We start from the raw sequence: 20332 nt of genomic DNA on the forward strand, positions 1-20332 counted from the left end.
CTCGGTGGAAGAACCTCAGTGGAAGAAGTGCCGCGTGCCGGTGAAGTACATGGTGACGCCCGCCTTCTTCGCGGCCTCGACCACCAGCTCGTCGCGGACCGAACCGCCCGGCTGGACCACGGCCTTGACGCCCGCCGCGGTGAGGATCTCCAGCCCGTCCGGGAACGGGAAGAACGCGTCGGAGGCGGCGTAGGAGCCGCGCGCCCGCTCCTCGCCGGCCCGCTCGACGGCCAGCTTGGCGGAGTCGACCCGGTTGACCTGGCCCATGCCGACACCGACCGAGGCGCCGTCCTTGGCGAGCAGGATCGCGTTGGACTTCACCGCGCGGCACGCCTTCCAGGCGAACGCCAGCTCGGCCAGCTCGGCCTCGGAGAGCGCCTCGCCGGTGGCCAGCGTCCAGTTGGCCGGGTCGTCGCCCTCGGCCTGGAGCCGGTCGGTGACCTGGAGCAGCGCGCCGCCGTCGATCGGCTTGACCTCGACGGGCGCCGACGGGGCCTCGGGGGCCCGCAGGACGCGGATGTTCTTCTTCCGGGCGAGGACCTCGACGGCGCCGTCCTCGTAACCGGGCGCGACGATGACCTCGGTGAAGATCTCGGCGACCTGCTCGGCCATCTCCTTCGACACGGGCCGGTTGACCGCGATCACGCCGCCGAACGCGGAGAGCGGGTCGCAGGCGTGCGCCTTGCGGTGGGCCTCGGCGACGTCGGCGCCGACCGCGATGCCGCACGGGTTGGCGTGCTTGATGATCGCGACGCAGGGCTCGGCGTGGTCGTACGCGGCACGGCGCGCGGCGTCCGTGTCCGTGTAGTTGTTGTACGACATCTCCTTGCCGTGCAGCTGCTCGGCGCGGGCCAGGCCGCCGTTCGCGTCCTCGGAGAGGTAGAGCGCGGCGGGCTGGTGCGGGTTCTCGCCGTAGCGCAGGGTGTGGCTGCGCTGCCAGGTGGCGCCGAGGAAGTCGGGGAACTGCGACTGCTCGTCCGCCGGGGCGTACTCCGAGGCGAACCAGGAGGCGACGGCCACGTCGTAGGAGGCGGTGTGCTGGAACGCCTCGGCGGCCAGCCGCTTGCGGGCGGCCAGGTCGAACCCGCCGCCCTTCACCGCGGCCAGCACGTCGGCGTAGCGGGCCGGGCTGGTGACCACGGCGACCGAGGGGTGGTTCTTGGCGGCGGCGCGGACCATGGAGGGGCCGCCGATGTCGATCTGCTCGACGCACTCGTCGGCCGAGGCGCCGGAGGCGACGGTCTCCCGGAACGGGTAGAGGTTGACGACCACCAGGTCGAAGGGGGCGACGCCCAGCTCGTCGAGCTGCTGCCGGTGGCTGTCCAGGCGCAGGTCGGCCAGGATGCCGGCGTGGACCTTCGGGTGCAGCGTCTTGACGCGGCCGTCGAGGCACTCCGGGAAGCCGGTCAGCTCCTCGACCTTGGTGACGGGCACGCCCGCGGCGGCGATCCGGCCGGCCGTGGAGCCGGTGGAGACCAGCTCGACGCCCGCCTCGTGAAGGCCCTGGGCCAGCTCCTCGAGGCCGGTCTTGTCGTAGACGCTGACCAGCGCGCGACGGATGGGCCGCTGGGTCGTGACAGTGCTGTCGGCGGTCACGGGATAACTACCTTTCGTCCCTCAATGCGGTAGCCGTTGCGGGCGAGACGCCCCACGACATCGACGAGCAGCCTTCGCTCGACTTCCTTGATGCGCTCGTGCAGAGCGCTCTCGTCGTCCTCGTCCCGGATCTCGACCACGCCCTGGGCGATGATCGGGCCGGTGTCGACGCCGTCGTCGACGAAGTGGACGGTGCATCCGGTGACCCTGGCGCCGTACGCGAGCGCGTCCCGCACGCCATGGGCCCCGGGAAAACTGGGCAGCAGGGCGGGGTGCGTGTTGACGAACCGTCCGCCGAAGCGGGCCAGGAACTCCTTGCCCACGATCTTCATGAAACCGGCGGAGACGACCAGGTCGGGCCGGTGGTCGGCGACCGCCTCGGCGAGCGCGGCGTCCCACCCCTCACGCGTGGCGTGGTCCTTCACCCGGACGACGAAGGTCGGCAGCCCGGCGCGCTCGGCGCGGGCCAGCCCCTCGATGCCTTCCCGGTCGGCGCCGACGGCGACGATCTCGGCCCCGTACTCCTCGGTGCCGGTCGTCTCGATGGCGTCGAGGAGAGCCTGGAGGTTCGTACCGGATCCGGAGACCAGGACGACGAGGCGCTTGACCACGGACGCGGGCGGCTTGGCGGCGGCCACGGCGGGGCCCTTTCTCGGGGGAGCGGCGTTTCCGGCCGGTCGTACGCGCGGCTTTGTACGGACGTACGAATGCTTCGCGCCCCGGTATACGGGGAAGTCTACGAAGCGGTCGACCGGCAGCAACGATACCCGGCACTTCGGACGGCCCCCACGGGACGGGGGCGGGGCCGGGCGGTAGCGTCTGCCCTGTGCGACGCGGCACCGGGCGGGAACGTCCCAGGTGCGCCACGCGTTCCGAAGAGGGAAGGGGCCGGGGCCCTGGGGTCCCTCCCGGCGTGGGATGTGCCGTACGGCACACCCGCGACGCTCTTCCCGCGGTCTTCGGGCGGCGCCGTCGTGGCAACCGGCAGCTTCGGCCGGTGCGGCGGGACGCAGCCCTTCCAGCCGTCCAGCCGTCAGACCCGCACGCGAGACCACACCGGAGCAGCACGCCAGGCCAGCAGGTAGGAACAGCCCGCCGGACCACACGCCGGACCACACGCCGGACCACACGTCAGACAGCACGTCAGTCTCTTCAGTCACCAGCCGTTCCAGTCAGGGGAAGACGCTCACCCGATGCCCGACCGCAGCAGTCCGCGACTCCTCACCCTTCCCACGCGCCTCGCGCCCGGTACACGGGGACATGCCTCGCCGGGAGGGGAGCGTGGCGGCGTGCTGCTGCGGAAGCCCTCCGAGCCCGGTTCCACGGCCCGTGACGGCCGGCGGGACAGCGACGGCCGGCGGAACGCGGCCGGCGACAACGAGGACAACCCGTTCGCCCCGCCGCCGGAGAACCAGCCCTCGCAGGAAGGCCGCTGGAGCGACCGGCAGCCCGAGAGCGGTGGCGGCGGCTGGGCCGGCTGGGGCCAGCGGCCCGGCGGGCCGGGCCAGGGCGGTCAGGGCCCCGGCCCGGGACAGGGCGGTTCCGAGCAGGGCCCCGGGGGCTCCGGCCTGCGCTGGGACCCCACCGACCCCGCCCAGCGGCGCGCCCGGTATTCCCTGCTCAGCGGCACCTGGGGCCTGATCTTCACGCTCTTCGGGCTGCCCTGGCTCGCCCTGCTGCTCGGCGCGCTCGCCCTGCACTGGGGCATCAGCGCCCTGCGCTCCCCCGCGCGCCCCAAGGACCCGGACAGCCCGGCGGCCGCGGCCCCCGCGACGCCCGCCGGTGCTCCGGCGCGCAATCCGCAGCGGCGGGCGGCGATCATCGGCATCGTCTCGGGCTCCATCGCGCTGCTGATGGTGGCCCTGCTGATCCTGGCCCAGCAGGTCTTCCTGCGGGACTTCTTCGTCTGCACCGACGACGCCCTCACCCGCGACGCCCGCCAGGCCTGCGTCGAGCACCTGCCGGAGGGCGTGCCGGACAACCTGCGCGAGAGCCTGACCGGGCCGAGCTGACCTGGCCCTGGGCCTGGGCCTGGCCCTGGGTCTGGACCTGGGCCTGGGCCTGACCGGGGCTCCCCGGGGAGCGGCCCCCGTTCCACTCAGCCGGCCCGCGGGAGAACGCGGGTCGGCCCGGTGGCCGGGGGCCGCTCCGGCTTCGTGCGCGGCGTGCGCGGCGTGCCCTCCGACGTGGACGGCCCCCCAGGCGCTCCCGGCACCGGCCCGCCCCTCACCCGCTCGTGCTCCGCGACCGGCGGCTCGGGCGGGTTCGCGGCGGTGACCGGCCAGCCCAGCGTCAGCGCGCCCAGCACCGCCGCCGCCCCGGCCACCGCCCCGGTCCACCCCCAGGCCACCCGCTCCGCGCGTCTGCGGACCGACGACGGCCGCGGCGGCCGGGGCCGGGTGGTCGACGTCGCCGACCGCGCCGTCTCCGCCATCCGCTGCCGCAGCGTGTCGGGATCGCCCAGTTCCGGCAGCCTCGCGGCCACCGCCTCCCGGGCGTACCGGAGCCGGCCGGCGGCCGCCGCCGTGGACGCCTCGGTCTCCGCCGCGGTCTCGGGCAGGTCCAGTCCCAGGCCGTCGTAGAGCAGCAGGGTGCGCCTGGACGGCGGAGGCAGGGCGGTCAGCGCGGCCAGCAGGGAGCGGTCGGCGGGTGAGGCGAGACTCGCCACCGGGTCCCGTTCCCTCCGCCGGTGCCTGCGCCGCAGCCGCCGCCAGGGGGACAGCGCGTGCTCGTACGCCGCCGCCCGCACCCAGCTCGGGGGGTCAGGGTCGAGTGCCACCTCCGGCCAGCGGTGCCAGGCGTGCCGGAAGGCCCGTTCCACCGACTCCAGCGCGAGGCCGTGCCGCCCGGTGAGCAGGTAGGTCTGCCGGACCAGGGTCGGCGCGCAGGCTGCGTACAGCTCGTCGAACGCCTGCTCAGGCGTCACGGGCGTGACCCCGTCACTCCTCACGCGCCTCTCCTTCGCACGGAACGTCACTGTTCGCACCGAAAAGCCTCTAAGCGCATGATGGGCGACACGTCCTGCATGCGCCTGTTGCGGGGGGAATGCGGGTGTCGTTGGGAGCATGGCGGCGTGCCCGAGACCGCGCCTCCTCCCCCGTCGTCCGCACCGTCCCCGGCGTCCCCGGCGTCCCCGGCGTCCCCGGCGTCTCCGGCGTCTCCGGCGTCTCCGGCGTCTCCGGCGTCTCCGGCGTCTCCGGCGTCTCCGGGAGCATCGCCTCTGCCGCAGTCACTGCCGCAGTCCTCGTCGCCGCCGTCCTCGTCACCTGCGTCCGCGCCGTCCGGGCGGGCGGACCCGCCCGAGCCGCTGTCGCGGGTGGCGGCCTCGCGTCCGCCGTCGGCCCCGCGCCGGTTCCTGGCCGGGCTGCTGCTGCGGCTCGCCCTCCGGCTGCGGCTGCGGCTGCTGCTGGGGAGGGCGCTGCCGGCCACGGCTGCCCGTGGGACGGCGGGCCTGCGTGCGGCGATCAGGGGGGCGGGAGCGAACGGGCCGGGTGCCCGGCCGCACGGCCCGGCGGTTCCGCTGCCGCCGCTTCCCGCGCTGGTGGCGGGCCTGGCGGCGGCCGGGGCGGGGCTGGTGCTGCTCGCGGTCCCGGTGCTGCTGCTCTGGATGACCTCGCCCTATCCCGACGGCGGGCCCGGCAACGCCCTGCACACCACGGCCGCGCTCTGGCTGCTGGCGCACGGCGTCGAACTGGTCCGCACCGAGACGCTGTCCGGCGTCCCCGCGCCCGTGGGAGTGGCACCGCTGCTGCTCACCGCGCTGCCGGTGCTCCTGCTGCACCGGGCGGGACGGTTCGCCGCGGAGGGCGGCCGCGACGAGGACGCCACGCCACCTCGGCCGACGGCCGCGTGGGCCGGGGTGACGGCCGGATACCTGGCGGCCGGGCTGGTCGCCGCGCTGTACGCCACGGGCGGGGAGTACCGGCCGGGGTGGGGCTGGACGACGCTGTGCCTGCCGGCGCTGACCGCCGTCCTGGCGGCGGGCGGTGTGTGGGCCGGGTGCGACCGCCCGCGGCAGGCGGTGGACCGGTGGGAGGGACGCCTTCCCGACCTCCTCCTCGGCCGGGCCGACCGCGGCCGTCGGCTGACCGCCGTGTTCCGGGCGGCCGGGGAGGGCACGGCGGCACTGCTGGGCGGCGGCGCGCTGCTGGCCGTGGTGGCGCTGGCGCTGCGGGCGGGTGACGCGGGCGAGGCGTTCGGCCGGCTGGCCGGGGGCTGGCTGGACGGCGTGACCCTGCTGCTGCTCTGCCTGGCGTTGCTGCCGAGCGCGGCGGTGTGGGCGGCCTCGTACGCGCTGGGGCCGGGGTTCGCGGTGGGTCCGGCGGTGGTGACGCCGCTGGGCGTCGGCGGCGCGGTGCCCGCGCTGCCGGTCTTCCCCTGGCTGGCGGCGGTGCCGGCCGGAGGGCTGGGGACGGCGCCGGCGTGGGGTCTGGCGGCGGTGCCGGTGCTGGCGGGGGCGGCCATCGGGGCACGGGTCGCCCGGCGGGCCGCCGCGGCGCGCGTACCGTGGCCGTGGCTCCGCACGGCGGTGCTGGCCGCGCTGGCGTGTCTCCTCGGCGCCGCCGCCCTGGCCGCCCTCACGGCCCTCGCCTCGGGCCCGATCGGCACCGGTGCCCTCGCCGCGTTCGGCCCTTCCTGGTGGCGGACGGGGCTGGCCGCCGCGGCGTGGACCCTCCCCCCGGCCCTGCTCACGGCACTCCTGGCCCGCTGGGACCTCCTCCGCCGCTGACCGGGCCTGACGGCGGCCGAGCCGCCGCGCGGGCGGGGCGGTCCGCCGGGTTCAGCGCAGCACGCCCTCGATGAAGTCGCTGCCCAGCCTGCTCACCGCACCCAGCTCCAGCTGGTACAGCACGTAGCGGCCCCGGCGCCGGGTGGTCAGCAGTCCGGCCCTCTTGAGCACGGCCAGGTGCCGGGAGACCTCGGGCGCGGTGACGCCGTAGGCCTCCACCAGTTCGCCCGTGGTGTGCGGGCCGCGGGCGAGCGTGCGGCACAGGCGCATCCGCAGCGGGTGGGCCAGCGCGTCGAGCCGCCGCTGCACCTCGCGCAGGCTGACCGGAGTCGTCAGCTCGCCGCTGTCCACCGGGTACTGCAGCACCGGTCGCCGGCCGGGCGCGTGGGCGAACAGCAGATGGGGCCGGCCCAGCGTGGTCGGTATCAGCGTGACTCCCGGGTCGTCGGGGTCGGCGTACGCCGAGGCCCGGCCGGCGCGCCGCCCAGCACGGCACCCCGTATCCGCCCGCCCCGGGCCGGCACGACTGGCGGGTCGTGGCCGAACTCCGCCACGCCGCACAGCGGAGCGAGGCGCCACGACGACGGGGCCTGCTGGCCAGGCTCCGCAGCCGGGATGTGTGACACCGGGCCCCGGCCAGGGGCGACGGGCGGCAGGGCCGGCCGGGACCGGAAACGGCGGCGGGCCCGCGCTCAGGGGGTGTACCCCCGGGCGCGGGCCCGCCGGAAGGAGAGGCGGCGTCAGCCGGCGAGGATCTCGCGGGCGAGCTTCGCGGTCTCGGTCGGCGTCTTGCCGACCTTGACACCGGCGGCCTCGAGGGCCTCCTTCTTCGCCTGAGCCGTGCCGGACGAACCGGACACGATCGCACCGGCGTGACCCATGGTCTTGCCCTCCGGCGCGGTGAAGCCCGCGACGTAGCCGACGACCGGCTTGGTCACGTTCTCCGCGATGAACGCGGCCGCACGCTCCTCGGCGTCGCCGCCGATCTCACCGATCATCACGATCAGGTCGGTGTCGGGGTCGTCCTGGAACGCGGCCAGGGCGTCGATGTGCGTGGTGCCGATGATCGGGTCGCCACCGATGCCGACGGCGGTGGTGAAGCCGATGTCACGCAGCTCGTACATCATCTGGTACGTCAGCGTGCCGGACTTCGAGACCAGGCCGATGCGGCCCGGCTTGGTGATGTCGCCCGGGATGATGCCGACGTTCGAGCCGCCCGGCGTGATGATGCCGGGGCAGTTCGGGCCGATGATCCGGGTCTTGTTGCCCTTCTTGCCGGCGTACGCCCAGAACGCGGCGCTGTCGTGCACGGCGATGCCCTCGGTGATCACCACGGCCAGCGGGATCTCGGCGTCGATCGCCTCGATGACCGCGTCCTTGGTGAACTTCTCCGGGACGAAGATGACCGTGACGTCGGCGCCGGTCTTCTCGATGGCGTCCTTGACGGAGCCGAAGACCGGTACCTCGGTGCCGTCGAAGTCGACCGTCTGACCCGCCTTGCGCGGGTTGACGCCGCCCACGACGTTGGTGCCGTCGCCGAGCATGAGCTTGGTGTGCTTCATGCCCGTGGCACCGGTCATGCCCTGGACGATGACCTTGCTGTCCTTGTTGAGCCAGATAGACATGGTGTGTGGATGTCCTCGTCCTCGGTGCTTACTTGGCGGCGGCGAGCTCGGCGGCCTTCGCGGCCGCACCGTCCATGGTGTCGACGCGCTGGACCAGCGGGTGGTTGGCGTCGCTGAGGATCTTGCGACCCAGCTCGGCGTTGTTGCCGTCGAGGCGGACGACGAGCGGCTTCTCCACCTTCTCGCCCTTGTCCTCGAGGAGCTGGAGGGCCTGGACGATGCCGTTGGCGACCTCGTCACAGGCGGTGATGCCACCGAAGACGTTGACGAACACGGAGCGGACGTCCGGGTCGCCGAGGATGATCTCGAGGCCGTTCGCCATCACCTGGGCGGAGGCGCCGCCACCGATGTCGAGGAAGTTGGCGGGCTTCACGCCGCCGTGGGCCTCACCGGCGTACGCGACGACGTCCAGGGTCGACATGACCAGACCGGCGCCGTTGCCGATGATGCCGACCTCACCGTCGAGCTTGACGTAGTTGAGGCCCTTCTCCTTGGCAGCGGCCTCGAGCGGGTTCGCCGCGGCCTTGTCGTGGAGCGCCTCGAAGTCGGGGTGACGGAACTCGGCGTTGTCGTCCAGGGAGACCTTGCCGTCCAGGGCGAGGATGTCGCCGGAGGCCACCTTGGCCAGCGGGTTCACCTCGACCAGGAGGGCGTCCTCCTTGAGGAAGACGTCCCAGAGCTTCACCAGCACGTCGACGACCTTGTCGGCGACCTCGGCCGGGAACTTGGCGGCCTCGACGATCTCGCGGGCCTTCTCCGGGGTGACACCGTCGATCGCGTCGATCGGGGTCTTGGCGACGGCCTCGGGGCGGTTGGCCGCCACCTCCTCGATGTCCATGCCGCCCTCGACGGAGGCGATGGAGAGGAACGTGCGGTTGGCACGGTCGAGGAGGAAGGAGACGTAGTACTCCTCCGCGATCTCCGGCGCCAGCTCCGCCAGCATGACCTTGTGGACCGTGTGGCCCTTGATGTCCATGCCGAGGATGTCGGTGGCCCGGGCCACGGCCTCGTCGGGCGAGCCGGCCACCTTGACGCCACCGGCCTTGCCGCGGCCACCGACCTTCACCTGCGCCTTGACGACCGACTTGCCGCCGAGTCGCTCGGTGATCTCGCGCGCCGCCTCAGGCGTGTCGATGACTTCACCGGCAAGCACCGGTACATCGTGCTTGGCGAAGAGGTCCCTCGCCTGGTACTCGAACAGGTCCACGCGCTTCCGTCCCTATCAGTGATCTCGCGGTTCGTTGGATGCGTGGGCGTGCCGCGAAGGGCAACGTGACGTCCGCTGTGTCACAAGGGGGGCGCACACGGTGTCCGAGCGCGCGGCATGTCCGTCCGGCAGGGTATCCCCGCCACCCGCGAGGGCTCTAATTCGGGCATCACACATGAGCGGTGATAACGGTCACATGTTGTCCCAGGTGATCACGGGTTTTCACCGGTTCGGCCCTGCTCGACCGACCTCACCGGGCCGGGCCCCGACCCGGTGAGGTCGGGGGCCGGTCGGGGGCCGGTCGGTCGGCGTACGGGCGGACGGCGCGGCCCGACGCGAGCTCGCCTTGGGGGTCGAGGACGGCGCCGTGCGCGCCGGGCACCCCACGCACTGACGCCTCGGCCGAGCTGTCCGTGATCCTCCCGGCAACGCCGTGCGCGAAGGCGGCGGCGGCCGGGCGAGGCGCCCCCGCAGCCCGGCCCGGCCTCGCCCGCCCCCCGGCACCCCGCACCCCGGTACTCCGGTACTCCGGTACTCCGGTACTCCGGTACTCCGGTACTCCGGTACTCCGGTACTCCGGCAGCGAGCGGGACGGCCTCCTTCGCCGCGCCCCCAGGACCTCGCCGTCGGACGACGGCCGGGGCGGTGCCCACCGTGGCGTCGGCGATCCGCCGGGCCTACGGCGCCGCAGATCGCCGGGGTGACCCCGGCGGTGGGGGCGGCGGGGGCGGTCGCGGGGGCGGTTCGGTCCCCACCTGCCGGACGACGGCGCCGACCGCGTCCCGCGCCTCATGGACCTCGCGGCGTCGGTCCCGGGGACCGTGCCGCGTTCCGTGCCCGCCACCCGCCGCACCGCCTCGGCTGCGGCGCCGCGCACGCCGTCCACCAGGGGAACGGCCGCGGCCCGGGCATCCCGGCCCGCGGCCCCGGCGGCCGCGTCAACCTCGCGCACGACCGAGGCGACAGCAGTCGTCGCGCGGCCACGGCAGGTCCAGCAGTCCTGCTGGCGCCGTGCACGGCCTGCGGCGCCGGCCGGCGACACCGTAGGCGACCGGCGCGGCGTGACCGGGCACGCCACGGGCAATCAGAGGGCACCCCGACGGGCGGACCGCCTGACCGCGGCACAGCCGACCGACCGGACGGCCCACGGGCCGAGCGGGCCGACGGCCGGACCGCCGCGCCGGGGTGGGCCGAAGGCCAGGACCGGTGGCCCGGCAGACAAGGGCAGGCGACGCGGGCGGCAGCGGCAGCGGCAGCGGCAGCGGCAGCGGCAGCGGCAGCGGCAGCGGCAGCGGCAGGAGGCCAGGTCACCGGCGTCGACGACGCCACGGTCCGCGACGGGGCCTCCCCCGTGCGGCCCGGGTCCGCGACGGGCGGCACCCGCACGGCCTCCCCGCCGTCGGCGGCGGCCTCTCCACCACCCCAGGTCCCGGACCTCGCGGTCGGCGACACGGCCGCCGGCACCGACGGCCCCCGCAGCCGAGGGGGCCACAGGCCGTCAACCGCGCCGACAGCGACCCCACCCGAACGGGTGACCGCGGTGGCGGCTCCGTGGACGGCACCCCCACCGACCGGGCCTGACCGTGCCCAGCTAGGGGGCGAACTTCAGGCCCGCCCGCACCGCCCGGCACCCGCACGCCCCCGGCCGCACCCGACGCAGAGCGCTGAACGGTCCCGGCGGTGGGGGAACGCCGAGCGGGCGCGGAGGGACGAGCACCGTCAGGGACGGGCCCTCACGCCGCGTCCGGTATCGGCAGCGGCCGCTTCTCCAGCGCCGCCGCCATGACCTCCGGGAACAGGTCCGGCGTGCACGCGAACGCCGGCGCGCCCAACGCGGCCAGCGCCGCCGCGTGGTCACGGTCGTAGGCCGGCGCGCCCTCGTCGGACAGGGCCAGCAGCGTCACGAACTGCACGCCCGCCGCCTTCATCGCGGCCACCCGCTTGAGCATCTCGTCCCGTATGCCGCCCTCGTAGAGGTCGCTGATCAGCACGACCACCGTCTCGGCCGGCCGGGTGATCTGCGACTGGCAGTAGGCGAGCGCGCGGTTGATGTCCGTACCGCCGCCCAACTGTGTGCCGAAGAGGACGTCCACCGGGTCGTCGAGCTGGTCGGTCAGGTCGACGACCGCGGTGTCGAAGACCACCAGCCGCGTGGCGATGGACCGCATGGAGGCCAGCACCGCGCCGAAGACGGAGGCGTAGACCACCGAGGCGGCCATCGACCCGGACTGGTCGATGCAGAGCACGACCTCCTTCTTCACCGCCTGCGAGGCCCGTCCGTAGCCGATCAGCCGCTCCGGCACGACGGTGTTGTACTCGGGCAGGTAGTTCTTCAGGTTGGCCGCGATGGTGCGGTTCCAGTCGATGTCGTGGTGGCGCGGCCGGTTCACCTTGGCGCTGCGGTCCAGCGCGCCGGTGAGGGTGGCCCGGGTGCGGGTGGCGAGGCGCTTCTCCAGGTCCTCGACGACCTTGCGCACCACCGCGCGGGCCGTCTCCTTGGTGGTCTCCGGCATCGCCCGGTTGAGCGAGAGCAGGGTGCCCACCAGGTGGACGTCCGGCTGCACCGCCTCCAGCATCTCCGGCTCCAGCAGCAGCGAGGCCAGGCCGAGACGGTCGATGGCGTCCTTCTGCATCACCTGGACGACGGAGGACGGGAAGTACGTGCGGATGTCGCCCAGCCACCGGGCGACCGAGGGCGCCGACCCGCCGAGACCCGCCGAACGGTCACCGCCACGCGGGCGGCCGGAGGTCCGGGAACCGCTCCCGCCGTTGCCGTAGAGCGCGGCGAGGGCGGCGTCCATCGCGGCGTCCCGGCCGCTGAGCGCGTGGCCGGTCCCGTCGGCCTGGTCGCCGCCGAGCACCAGCCGCCAGCGCCGCAGCCGCTCGGCCGCCGCGTCCGCCTCCCCGCCGGTCACGGTGGAGGACGGACCGGCGGGCGGGGTGGTGACGGGCGGGGTGGGGGATGTGGTCATGCCGCTGCCTCCACTGAGTCGTCGGGCGGGCCGTCGGGCCGTTGATCTTGATCGAGATCCGGGTCCAGGCCCAGCAGCAGCCGGACCACGGGCAGCACGGCGTCGGCGCGGGCCGCGTCGAGGTCCTCGGCGAAGCCGGGCGCGGGGGCGGCCGCCGTCCCGCCGCCGGCCGCCGGTCCTCGGCGGACCAGTTCACCCAGGCTGCGGCGCACTCCGGGCTCGTAGGCCGAGAAGGTGCGGCGCAGCAGCGGCAGCACGTCGGTGAAGGACTCCGCCGGCACGCCGGTCAGCCAGGTGTCGACCAGGCCGAGCAGCCGCTCGTCGTGGACCAGGAGCAGTCCGCCGGAGCCGCCGCCGACGAAGCCCTCGATCCAGGACGCCGCGTCGGCCGGCTCGGTGCCCGGCGACAGGACCAGGCCCATCCGCCGGGCGGCCTCCTCGGTGTCGAGCGCGCCGTCGTCGAGCAGCAGCCGAACCGAACGCCCGCGCAGCACGCCGGCGGCGGTGTCCCGGGCGGCGAGCTTGCCCAGTACGCCGTGCCAGCGGGAACGCATCCCGTCCGGGTCGACGGCGGGAACGCCGCCGAGCAGCCCCACCGCGGCGTGCACCGCGTCCACGTGGCGGCGCATCTCGGTGGCCGCCTCGGTGTCGAGGGCGGTGCAGGCCGGCGGCAGGCCGACGAATATCCGTTCGGCGAGCCCGGCGGCGACCTCGGCGAGCGCCCCGGTGTCGGTGCCGCGCACGTCGCCGTAGCGCAGCGTGCGGACCAGGGCGGGCAGCGCCGCCGCCAGGTGGGCGACGTCGGTGTCGAGCGCGGCCCGGTCGGCGAGGGCCCGCATCACGGTGGGCAGGGCGTCCGGGAGGTCGGCGAGCAGGCACCGTTCGGCGAGCGCCGTCACGTCGGCGAGGGCGGTGGCGTCGCAGGCGTCGGACTCGGCCCTGGCGGTGGCGGCGGCGGCGGCGAGCACGGTGGTGCCCCACACCCCGGCCTCGGCCACCCGGACGGCGAGCTCCGGCTCCCAGCGCAGCCGCCAGGTCTCCCGGAAGGTACCGGTGCCGCCGCGCGAGGCGGTGGGTTCGCCCCAGCCGACGGACAGGAGGCGCAACCGGTGCAGCAGGCGGCTGCGGGCGGCGTCGTTCTCCTTGCGCAGGTCCAGTTCCAGCTCCCGCTCCAGCGCCTCGGGCTTGAGGCGCAGCGCGCGCTGCTGCCGTTCGAGGTCGCGCCGCAGGGGCACGGAGGGTGCGGTGGAGGGAACCTCACCGAGCAGGTCGCCGACGATCAGCCGGTCGCGGACCAGCTCCAGCGGGACGTCGGAGCCCTCGCACATCACCGCGCGGACCGCGTCGACCGTCTCACCGAGCCCGGGCAGCGGGCGTCCGCGCATCACCGCGAGCGTCTCGGCGAGCCGCACCGCCTCGATGACGTGGGCGGAGGAGACGTGCAGGTCCTCCTCGCGCAGCAGGCCCGCGACCTTGGTCATCCACCGTTCCACCGGCCGGTCCGGTGCGGAGAACAGGTGCCCGTACCAGCCGGGCGAGTCGATGCCGGCGCCGTAGCCGCTGAACCGGGAGAGCCTGCGGTGCGTCCAGGGCACCCAGGTCATCTCCGTCTTCACCTTGGGCAGGCCCTTGAGCAGGGCGCGGTCGGCGGCGACGGTGCTCTTCCGCCGCAGGGCGGGGACGTGCCAGGCGCCGCAGACCACGGCGATCCCGTCACCGAACTCCTTGCGGGCCGCGCGTACCTGGAGGCGCATGTACGCCTCGCGGACCGGGTCGCGGTCGTGACCGCCGGTTCCGTACGCCTCGCGGAGGGCGCCCATCGCCTCCTCCACGGCGGCGAACGGCGCCAGCGGGTCCTCCCCCGCGCCGCGGTGCTCGACCACGTCCTCCCACCAGCGCTCCGGGTCGTCGTACCCGGCGGCGTCCGCCAGCACGGCCAGCGGATCGACCCGCATGTCGGCGGCCCGGCCCTCCGTCTCCCCCTCCTCCCCCGTGCCGCCCACGCCGTCGGGACCGTCGGGACCGTCACCGGGCCGGCTGCCGGCCTCCCCGCCGTCCGCCGGGTCGGCGCCCTCCACTGCTCCCTCCTCCGTCCCCTCCTCGCCCTGCAGGGCGAGGACATGGGTGGCCGGCAGGTCGACGAACCGCGCCGGGACGCCGTTCTCCACGGCCCACCGCAGGGCCACCCACTCCGGGGAGAACTCGGCCAGCGGCCAGAACGCGGAACGGCCGGGCTCGTCCACGGCGTGGGCGAGCAGGGCGACCGGCGGCCGCATCTCCTCGTCGCCGACCAGCGGAACGAGCGCGTCGGCCTCCGGCGGCCCCTCGATCAGCACCGCCCGGGGACGGACCGCGTCCAGGGCGGCCCGTACCGCGCGGGCCGAGCCCGGCCCGTGGTGCCGCACCCCCAGCAGCAGCGGCAGCGCGTGGGAACCGCTCACGCCGACACCTCCCGGCAGGCGCGGTAGAAGTCCTTCCAGCCGTCCCGCTCACGGACCACGGTCTCCAGGTACTCCTGCCAGATCACCCGGTCGGCCGCCGGGTCGCGGACCACCGCGCCGAGGATGCCCGCCGCCACGTCCGCCGGCCGGAGCACGCCGTCGCCGAAGTGGGCCGCCAGCGCCAGGCCGTTGGTGACCACCGAGATCGCCTCGGCGGTGGAGAGCGTGCCGCTGGGCGTCTTCAGCTTGGTGCGCCCGTCGGTGGTCAGGCCGTCGCGGAGCTCGCGGAACACCGTGACGACCCGGCGGATCTCGTCGATGCCGTCCGGCGCCTGCGGCAGCTCCAGGGAGCGGCCGAGCTGGTCGACGCGGCGGGAGACGATCTCCACCTCCGCCTCCGGGCTCTCCGGCAGCGGCAGCACCACGGTGTTGAAGCGGCGGCGCAGCGCGCTGGACAGGTCGTTGACCCCCCGGTCGCGGTCGTTCGCGGTGGCGATCAGGTTGAATCCGCGGACCGCCTGAACCTCCTCGCCGAGCTCCGGTATCGGCAGCGTCTTCTCGGAGAGGATGGTGATCAGGGTGTCCTGGACGTCCGCCGGGATGCGGGTGAGCTCCTCGACGCGGGCGATCGTTCCCTCGCCCATGGCCCGCATCACCGGGCTGGGCACCAGCGCGTCGCGGCTGGGGCCGTGGGCCAGCAACTGGGCGTAGTTCCAGCCGTAGCGGATGGCCTCCTCCGGGGTGCCGGCGGTGCCCTGGACGAGCAGTGTGGAGTCGCCACTGACGGCGGCCGCCAGGTGTTCGGAGACCCAGGTCTTGGCGGTGCCGGGCACACCGAGCAGCAGCAGGGCGCGGTCGGTGGCGAGCGTGGTGACGGCCACCTCGACGATGCGGCGCGGGCCGACGTACTTCGGCGAGATCACCGTGCCGTCGTCGAGCGTGCCGCCGAGCAGGTAGGTCGCGACCGCCCACGGGGACATCTTCCAGCGGGCCGGGCGGGGCCGGTCGTCGGCGGCCGCCAGCGCCTGGAGCTCCTGGGCGAAGGCGTCCTCCGCGTGCGGCCGCAGCGCCTGCTCGTTCTTTGCGCCCTTCGCGGGCGCGGAGTCGTCGGACACCGCGGTGACGGACGTCGGTTCGATGGACACAGACATGGCTGAGGCCCCCTCCAGCTCGGCCGGTTCGGATCTGCTGACCACCTTGCACCACGCCACTGACAATCACTCACGACCTGCGAGAACGACGGGTGCTGGGCCATCCGGGGCAGCGTTGTCAGTGGCAGGTCCTACGGTCGGTGTCATGACTCAGCAGGGGGTGCGCTGGAGCGCGGAACAAGTGCTGGCGCTGGCGCCTGACGCGGCGTCTCGCAAAGCCGGAAGCAAACTCGCCGCGGCCGGGCCGTGGTCCGGCACGGGCTGCGATGACGAGGGGACGGTGTGGGGCCTGTGCAAGGGAAGCGGCAGCAAGCCGTACCAGACGATCGTGGACATGGCGGAGTCGTCGGCTCCCGCCTACAAGTGCAGTTGTCCGAGCCGTAAGTTCCCCTGCAAGCACGCGCTGGGGCTGCTGCTCCTGTGGGCCGCCGACCCGGCGGCCGTCCCCGCCGGGCAGGAGCCGCCCGACTGGGCGCGGCAGTGGCTGGACGGCCGGCGGCAGCGGGCCGAGCGCAAGGAGGCCGCGGCATCCGGCGAAGGAGCGGCCGACGCGGAGGCAGCACGGAAGCGGGCCGAGCGCCGCGCGCAGCGGATCGACGCGGGGGCGGGTGAGCTGGAACGGCGGCTCGCCGACCTGCTGCGTTCCGGCCTGGCCGGCGCCGAACAGGCCGGGTACGCGCTCTGGGAGGAGACCGCGGCCCGCATGGTCGACGCGCAGGCGCCCGGACTGGCGGCGCGGGTGCGGGAGCTGGGGGCGATACCCGGTTCCGGCCCGGGCTGGCCGGTGCGGCTGCTGGAGGAGTGCGCGCTGCTCCACACCCTGGTCCAGGGCTGGCTGCGCCGCGACCGCCTGCCCGCGGAACTCGCCGCCACGGTCCGCTCCCGGGTCGGTCTGCCCGGCTCCGCCGACGGCCCGCCGGTGAGGGACCGCTGGCTGGTGCTCGCCCAGTACGACACCGCGGACGCCCGGCTCACCACCCGCCGTATATGGGTGCACGGCGAGCAGACCGGACGGACGGCGCTGCTCCTCTCCTACGGAGCCGCGGGCCGCGCACCCGACCTGATGCTGCCGACGGGGCTGGCCCTGGACGCGGAGTTGTCCTCCTACCCCGGGGCCGGGCAGCTCCGGGCGGCGCTCGGCAAGCAGTTCGCCGCCCCGGCTCCCGCCTCGCCGCGCCCGCCGGGGCTGACCGTCGCCGAGGCCGCCGCCCGGTACGGCGAGGCCCTGCGCGGCGATCCCTGGCTGGACTCCGTCCCGGTGACGCTGGAGGCCGTCACCCCGGTGCCGCAGGGCGGGCGCTGGCAGCTGGCGGACGCGGCCGGCGAAGCGCTTCCCGTGACCGCCTCGGCCTGCTCCGGGCCGGGCTTCTGGCGTCTGGTCGCCCTCTCCGGCGGCGCGCCCCTGCGCGTCTTCGGCGAGTACGGCCACCGCGGCTTCACCCCGCTCACGGTATGGCCCGCGGGTCCGGGAGAGGCGGTGACGCTGCGATGACCCACCCCGCACGCCGCCCGGCCGCGGCCACGCTCCCCGGGACCGCCGCCACCCGCACCCTGCTCCCCGCGCCCGCCACCGCCGACGGCATCCCTGCCACCACCGCCGGCACCGCCACTGTCCGCACCGCCTCTGCCGGCCCTGCCACCGCCGTCGCCACCGTCGTCGAAGGGACGCGTTCCTGATGGCTGTCACCCCCTCCGACTGGGAGGACCTGGTCACCTCCGCCCTGCTGGGCACCGAGCGGCGGCCTCCCGCCGTGCCGGCCGGCGGGCGGGACGCCCCGGTGGCCCTGCTCGACGAGGCCGCGCAGCAGACGCTGCGCCGACGCGCCGGGCTGCGGCCCGCGCAGGCCGCCCCCTTCCTCCGGCCCGCCCCCGCGGACCCCCGGCCGTCGCTGCCGCCGGCCGCGGCCCGCCGGCTCTCCATGCTGCTCACCGCCCGCCCCGGCAGCGGGGGCGGCGGACGCCGCGGCACCGCCCCGGACCTGGTGGAACTGCTGCCGCAGTGGCTGGCCCTGGCCGACGGGCGCGGTTACGCCGCACCGCCCGAGGCGCTGCCGGCACTGCTGGAGGCCGCCCGCGGCCGCACCGACCTGCGTCCCGCGGTCCTCTCCTTCGCGGGCCCGCGCGCGCTGTGGCTCGCCGGGCTGAACCCGGAGTGGCGGTTCGCCCTGCGTGCGGCCTCCGGCAGCGGCGGAGGCGGCGGGCTGCCGGCCGGCGCCGGCCCGGAGCGCGTGCGGCAGCTGTGGGAGGAGGGTTTGTTCGCCGAACGGGTCGCCCTGCTGTCCGCGCTGCGCGTCCGGGATGCAGCCGCCGCCCGTTCCCTGCTGGAATCCACCTGGACGACGGAGCGCGCCGAGGACCGGCTGATGTTCCTCGACTCGTTGCGCGCCCAGCTGTGCGCGGAGGACGAGCCGTTCCTGGAGCGGGCACTCGCCGACCGCAGCCGCAACGTGCGCGGCACCGCGGCCGAGCTGCTGTCCGCGCTGCCCGGCTCGGCCCTCTCCCTGCGGATGGCCGCGCGGGCGGCGACCTGTGTGGCACTCGACCGCACGGGGGCGGACCCGTGCGTGGTGGTGGAGGCGCCGCACGCCTGCGACGCCGAGATGGAACGGGACGGGGTGGTCGCCAAGGCCCCGTCCGGGCGGGGCGAGCGGTCCTGGTGGCTGGGCCAGCTGGTCGAGGCGGCCCCGCTGGCCACCTGGCCGGAGCGGCTGGGCGGGCGCACGCCCGAGGAGATCGTGGCGCTGGAGATCGCCGACGGCTGGGAGGGCGAACTGCACGCCGCCTGGTGCCGAGCCGCGGTGCGGCAGGGGGACGCCGTCTGGGCGCGGGCCCTGCTCGGCACGCCGTCCGCTCCGGAGGCCGCGGGCCCGGGCGCGGTGGGGCCGGCCCAGCGGGCCAAGCTGCTCACCACCCTGGACGCGGAGGAACGCGCCGTCTGGGTCGCGGAGTTCATCGCCGCGCACGGGCTGTCCGAGGCGTTCCAGCTGCTCGGGGTCTGCGCGGTGCCGTGGTCGGCGCCGCTGGGGCAGGCAGTGGTCGACGCCCTGGACATCGCGCGGGACGCGGGCAGCTACCCGTGGAGCTTCAGCGGTGTGATGGGTCTGGCGGAACGCTGCCTGGATCCGGCCGACGCGAGCCGCCTGGCTCCCCTCACCGCCACCCCGGCCGAGGCGGAGAACACGGCGCCGGGAGCGGGGGGTTACTGGTCCGAGGCCTTCCAGCGTCTCGACAGCACCCTCCGCCTCCGCGCCACCATGGCGCGGGAACTGGGAGCCGCGTAACGGGCACCGCCCTCAGTCGCAGGGTCCGGCGCGGCACCCCCGCCGGACCCTGCGGCGTGGTCCCGCGCGGTCCCGTGGCAGTGCGGACGTCGCCGCGCACGGACCGCACCGGTGAGGTGACCGCCACGAACGGCGGGCCCCCGCGGTGCGACAGCGTCCGCCACGCATCGACGTGGTCCGCGTCGACGGGAGTCCGCGTCACCGCAAGGCGCGTCACCGGAAGGCAGGTCACCGGGGGCGCGTCGCTGGAGGCCGGCGTCACTGGAGGTCCGTGTCGATGAGGGTCCGCGGGACCCCGGCGGGGGCCGCCGCCTCCCGCGGCAGGGCGGGCGCCCCACGGCGCCACCAGAGGGTGGCGTCTCAGCCGGCAGCTCCCCCGCGAACGGGGAACGCCCACCGCGCACAGGCGGGGTGGGGTCGCGAAGGCAGCAGTGAGGGGTATCCGCCCGGCCCACCGGCGGCAGCCGCCGCGCCGGACGTACCGCTCAGGCCACCGCCGGACACCCGGCTCCGGACCAGGCATCCGGCCGGACGGCCGGTGGCCCCGCCGCCTCGCCCACGCCCTCGTCCTGTCCTCGTCCCGTCCTCGTCTCGTCCTCGTCCTGCGGTCTACCGCCGTGGCGCCCCGCCGAGACGCCCACCCGCGGTGTACCGCAGGGCGCACCGCCGTGACGTTCCCGGCGACGTACGGTTCGTGACGCCCTGTCAGGCGTCGGCGGCCTCGCGGACGTTGGCGCGGACCCAGTCCACGACCGCCTGCGTGGGCGCGCCCGGCGTGAAGATCTCCGCCACGCCCTTCTCCTTCAGTGGCGCGATGTCCGCCTCGGGGATGATGCCGCCGCCGAACACCAGGATGTCCGCCGCGTCCCGCTCCTTGAGCAGGTCGATCACCTTGGCGAACAGCGTGTTGTGCGCGCCGGAGAGGATGGAGAGGCCGATCGCGTCGGCGTCCTCCTGGATCGCGGTGTCCACGATCTGCTCGGGCGTCTGGTGAAGGCCCGTGTAGATGACCTCCATGCCCGCGTCGCGCAGGGCCCGCGCGATGACCTTGGCCCCGCGATCGTGACCGTCCAGGCCCGGCTTGGCCACCACCACACGGATCGGACCGACTGCCACACCCATCAACGCCTCCATCAACCGACTCAAGCCCGCCGCACCGGCCGGGGAAGTGAACGCACGTTATCCACAGCATCCCTCAGCCGCGGGATTTCCGGTGGAGAGGGAGGGCGAAATCACACAGCGGCACCCGCTTCCCTCGCCGAGACGGCCCCACCGGCCCCGGCGGAGGCCTCGACACGCCGCGCGTACGCGCCACTGGCGAGCGCTCGGA

At 75.2% G+C, this 20332-nt stretch carries 14 protein-coding genes and 1 pseudogene; 5 read left to right on the forward strand and 10 right to left on the reverse strand.

Annotated elements, in window-relative coordinates:
* Nucleotides 1-15 precede the first annotated feature (15 nt).
* Nucleotides 16-1596: a bifunctional phosphoribosylaminoimidazolecarboxamide formyltransferase/IMP cyclohydrolase gene (gene purH, locus GBN72_RS12035; protein ID WP_151771685.1), complete on the reverse strand. Its 1581-nt coding sequence runs from the start codon at nt 1594-1596 to the stop codon at nt 16-18.
* Nucleotides 1593-2234, reverse strand: a complete 642-nt coding sequence (purN, locus tag GBN72_RS12040; protein ID WP_151771686.1) for a phosphoribosylglycinamide formyltransferase — start codon at nt 2232-2234, stop codon at nt 1593-1595. The genes purH and purN overlap by 4 nt, the downstream gene beginning before the upstream one ends.
* A 651-nt stretch (nt 2235-2885) precedes the next feature.
* Between purN and GBN72_RS12045 the strand changes: the two genes are divergently transcribed.
* Nucleotides 2886-3608, forward strand: coding sequence for a hypothetical protein (locus GBN72_RS12045; protein ID WP_369695882.1), 723 nt, complete (start codon nt 2886-2888; stop codon nt 3606-3608).
* Nucleotides 3609-3694: 86 nt separating this feature from the next.
* On the opposite strand, the gene GBN72_RS12050 is transcribed toward GBN72_RS12045, so the two are convergent.
* Nucleotides 3695-4546 (reverse strand): SigE family RNA polymerase sigma factor, encoded by an 852-nt coding sequence (locus tag GBN72_RS12050; RefSeq protein WP_151771688.1) that lies wholly within the window; start codon nt 4544-4546, stop codon nt 3695-3697.
* Nucleotides 4547-4912: 366 nt separating this feature from the next.
* Here GBN72_RS12050 and GBN72_RS12060 point away from each other — a divergent pair, with 366 nt between their 5' ends.
* The gene (locus tag GBN72_RS12060; protein ID WP_151771690.1) at nt 4913-6325 is read left to right on the forward strand and encodes a cell division protein PerM; all 1413 of its coding nucleotides are present in this window, start codon (nt 4913-4915) and stop codon (nt 6323-6325) included.
* Between the two features lie 51 nt (nt 6326-6376).
* Here GBN72_RS12060 and GBN72_RS35230 read toward each other — a convergent pair.
* From GBN72_RS35230 to GBN72_RS12090, 6 genes and pseudogenes are all read right to left on the reverse strand, one after another.
* Nucleotides 6377-6799 (reverse strand): annotated as a pseudogene (locus GBN72_RS35230) (ArsR/SmtB family transcription factor); the annotation flags it as partial.
* A 266-nt stretch (nt 6800-7065) separates the two neighbouring features.
* Complete coding sequence (sucD, locus tag GBN72_RS12070; protein ID WP_151771692.1) at nt 7066-7950, reverse strand: succinate--CoA ligase subunit alpha; 885 nt, start codon at nt 7948-7950, stop codon at nt 7066-7068.
* A gap of 28 nt (nt 7951-7978) precedes the next feature.
* Nucleotides 7979-9157, reverse strand: coding sequence for an ADP-forming succinate--CoA ligase subunit beta (sucC, locus tag GBN72_RS12075; protein WP_151771693.1), 1179 nt, complete (start codon nt 9155-9157; stop codon nt 7979-7981).
* Nucleotides 9158-10890: 1733 nt separating this feature from the next.
* Nucleotides 10891-12129 carry a VWA domain-containing protein gene (locus tag GBN72_RS12080; RefSeq protein ID WP_439959752.1) on the reverse strand — a complete coding sequence of 413 codons (1239 nt, stop codon included), beginning with the start codon at nt 12127-12129 and terminating at the stop codon, nt 10891-10893.
* Nucleotides 12126-14570 (reverse strand): DUF5682 family protein, encoded by a 2445-nt coding sequence (locus GBN72_RS12085; RefSeq protein WP_246212434.1) that lies wholly within the window; start codon nt 14568-14570, stop codon nt 12126-12128. Before GBN72_RS12085 ends, GBN72_RS12080 begins: the two co-directional genes overlap by 4 nt.
* On the reverse strand, nt 14567-15721 hold the full coding sequence (locus GBN72_RS12090) for an ATP-binding protein (RefSeq protein WP_151771695.1): 1155 nt from the start codon (nt 15719-15721) through the stop codon (nt 14567-14569). Before GBN72_RS12090 ends, GBN72_RS12085 begins: the two co-directional genes overlap by 4 nt.
* Nucleotides 15722-15866: 145 nt before the next feature.
* Between GBN72_RS12090 and GBN72_RS12095 the strand changes: the two genes are divergently transcribed.
* The 3 genes from GBN72_RS12095 to GBN72_RS12105 are packed head-to-tail and all read left to right on the forward strand — an operon-like array spanning nt 15867 to nt 19002.
* Nucleotides 15867-17213 carry an SWIM zinc finger family protein gene (locus tag GBN72_RS12095; protein WP_151771696.1) on the forward strand — a complete coding sequence of 449 codons (1347 nt, stop codon included), beginning with the start codon at nt 15867-15869 and terminating at the stop codon, nt 17211-17213.
* Nucleotides 17210-17398 (forward strand): hypothetical protein, encoded by a 189-nt coding sequence (locus GBN72_RS12100; protein WP_151771697.1) that lies wholly within the window; start codon nt 17210-17212, stop codon nt 17396-17398. Before GBN72_RS12095 ends, GBN72_RS12100 begins: the two co-directional genes overlap by 4 nt.
* Entirely contained in the window at nt 17398-19002 is a 1605-nt protein-coding gene (locus GBN72_RS12105; protein WP_151771698.1) for a DUF5691 domain-containing protein, read from the forward strand. The genes GBN72_RS12100 and GBN72_RS12105 overlap by 1 nt, the downstream gene beginning before the upstream one ends.
* Before the next feature lie 705 nt (nt 19003-19707).
* Here GBN72_RS12105 and icmB read toward each other — a convergent pair.
* Nucleotides 19708-20124 carry a coenzyme B12-dependent isobutyryl CoA mutase small subunit gene (gene icmB / locus GBN72_RS12110; RefSeq protein ID WP_151771699.1) on the reverse strand — a complete coding sequence of 139 codons (417 nt, stop codon included), beginning with the start codon at nt 20122-20124 and terminating at the stop codon, nt 19708-19710.
* Nucleotides 20125-20332 lie beyond the last annotated feature (208 nt).

This window comes from Streptomyces abyssomicinicus (assembly GCF_008974245.1).
GTDB lineage: Bacteria > Actinomycetota > Actinomycetes > Streptomycetales > Streptomycetaceae > Streptomyces > Streptomyces abyssomicinicus.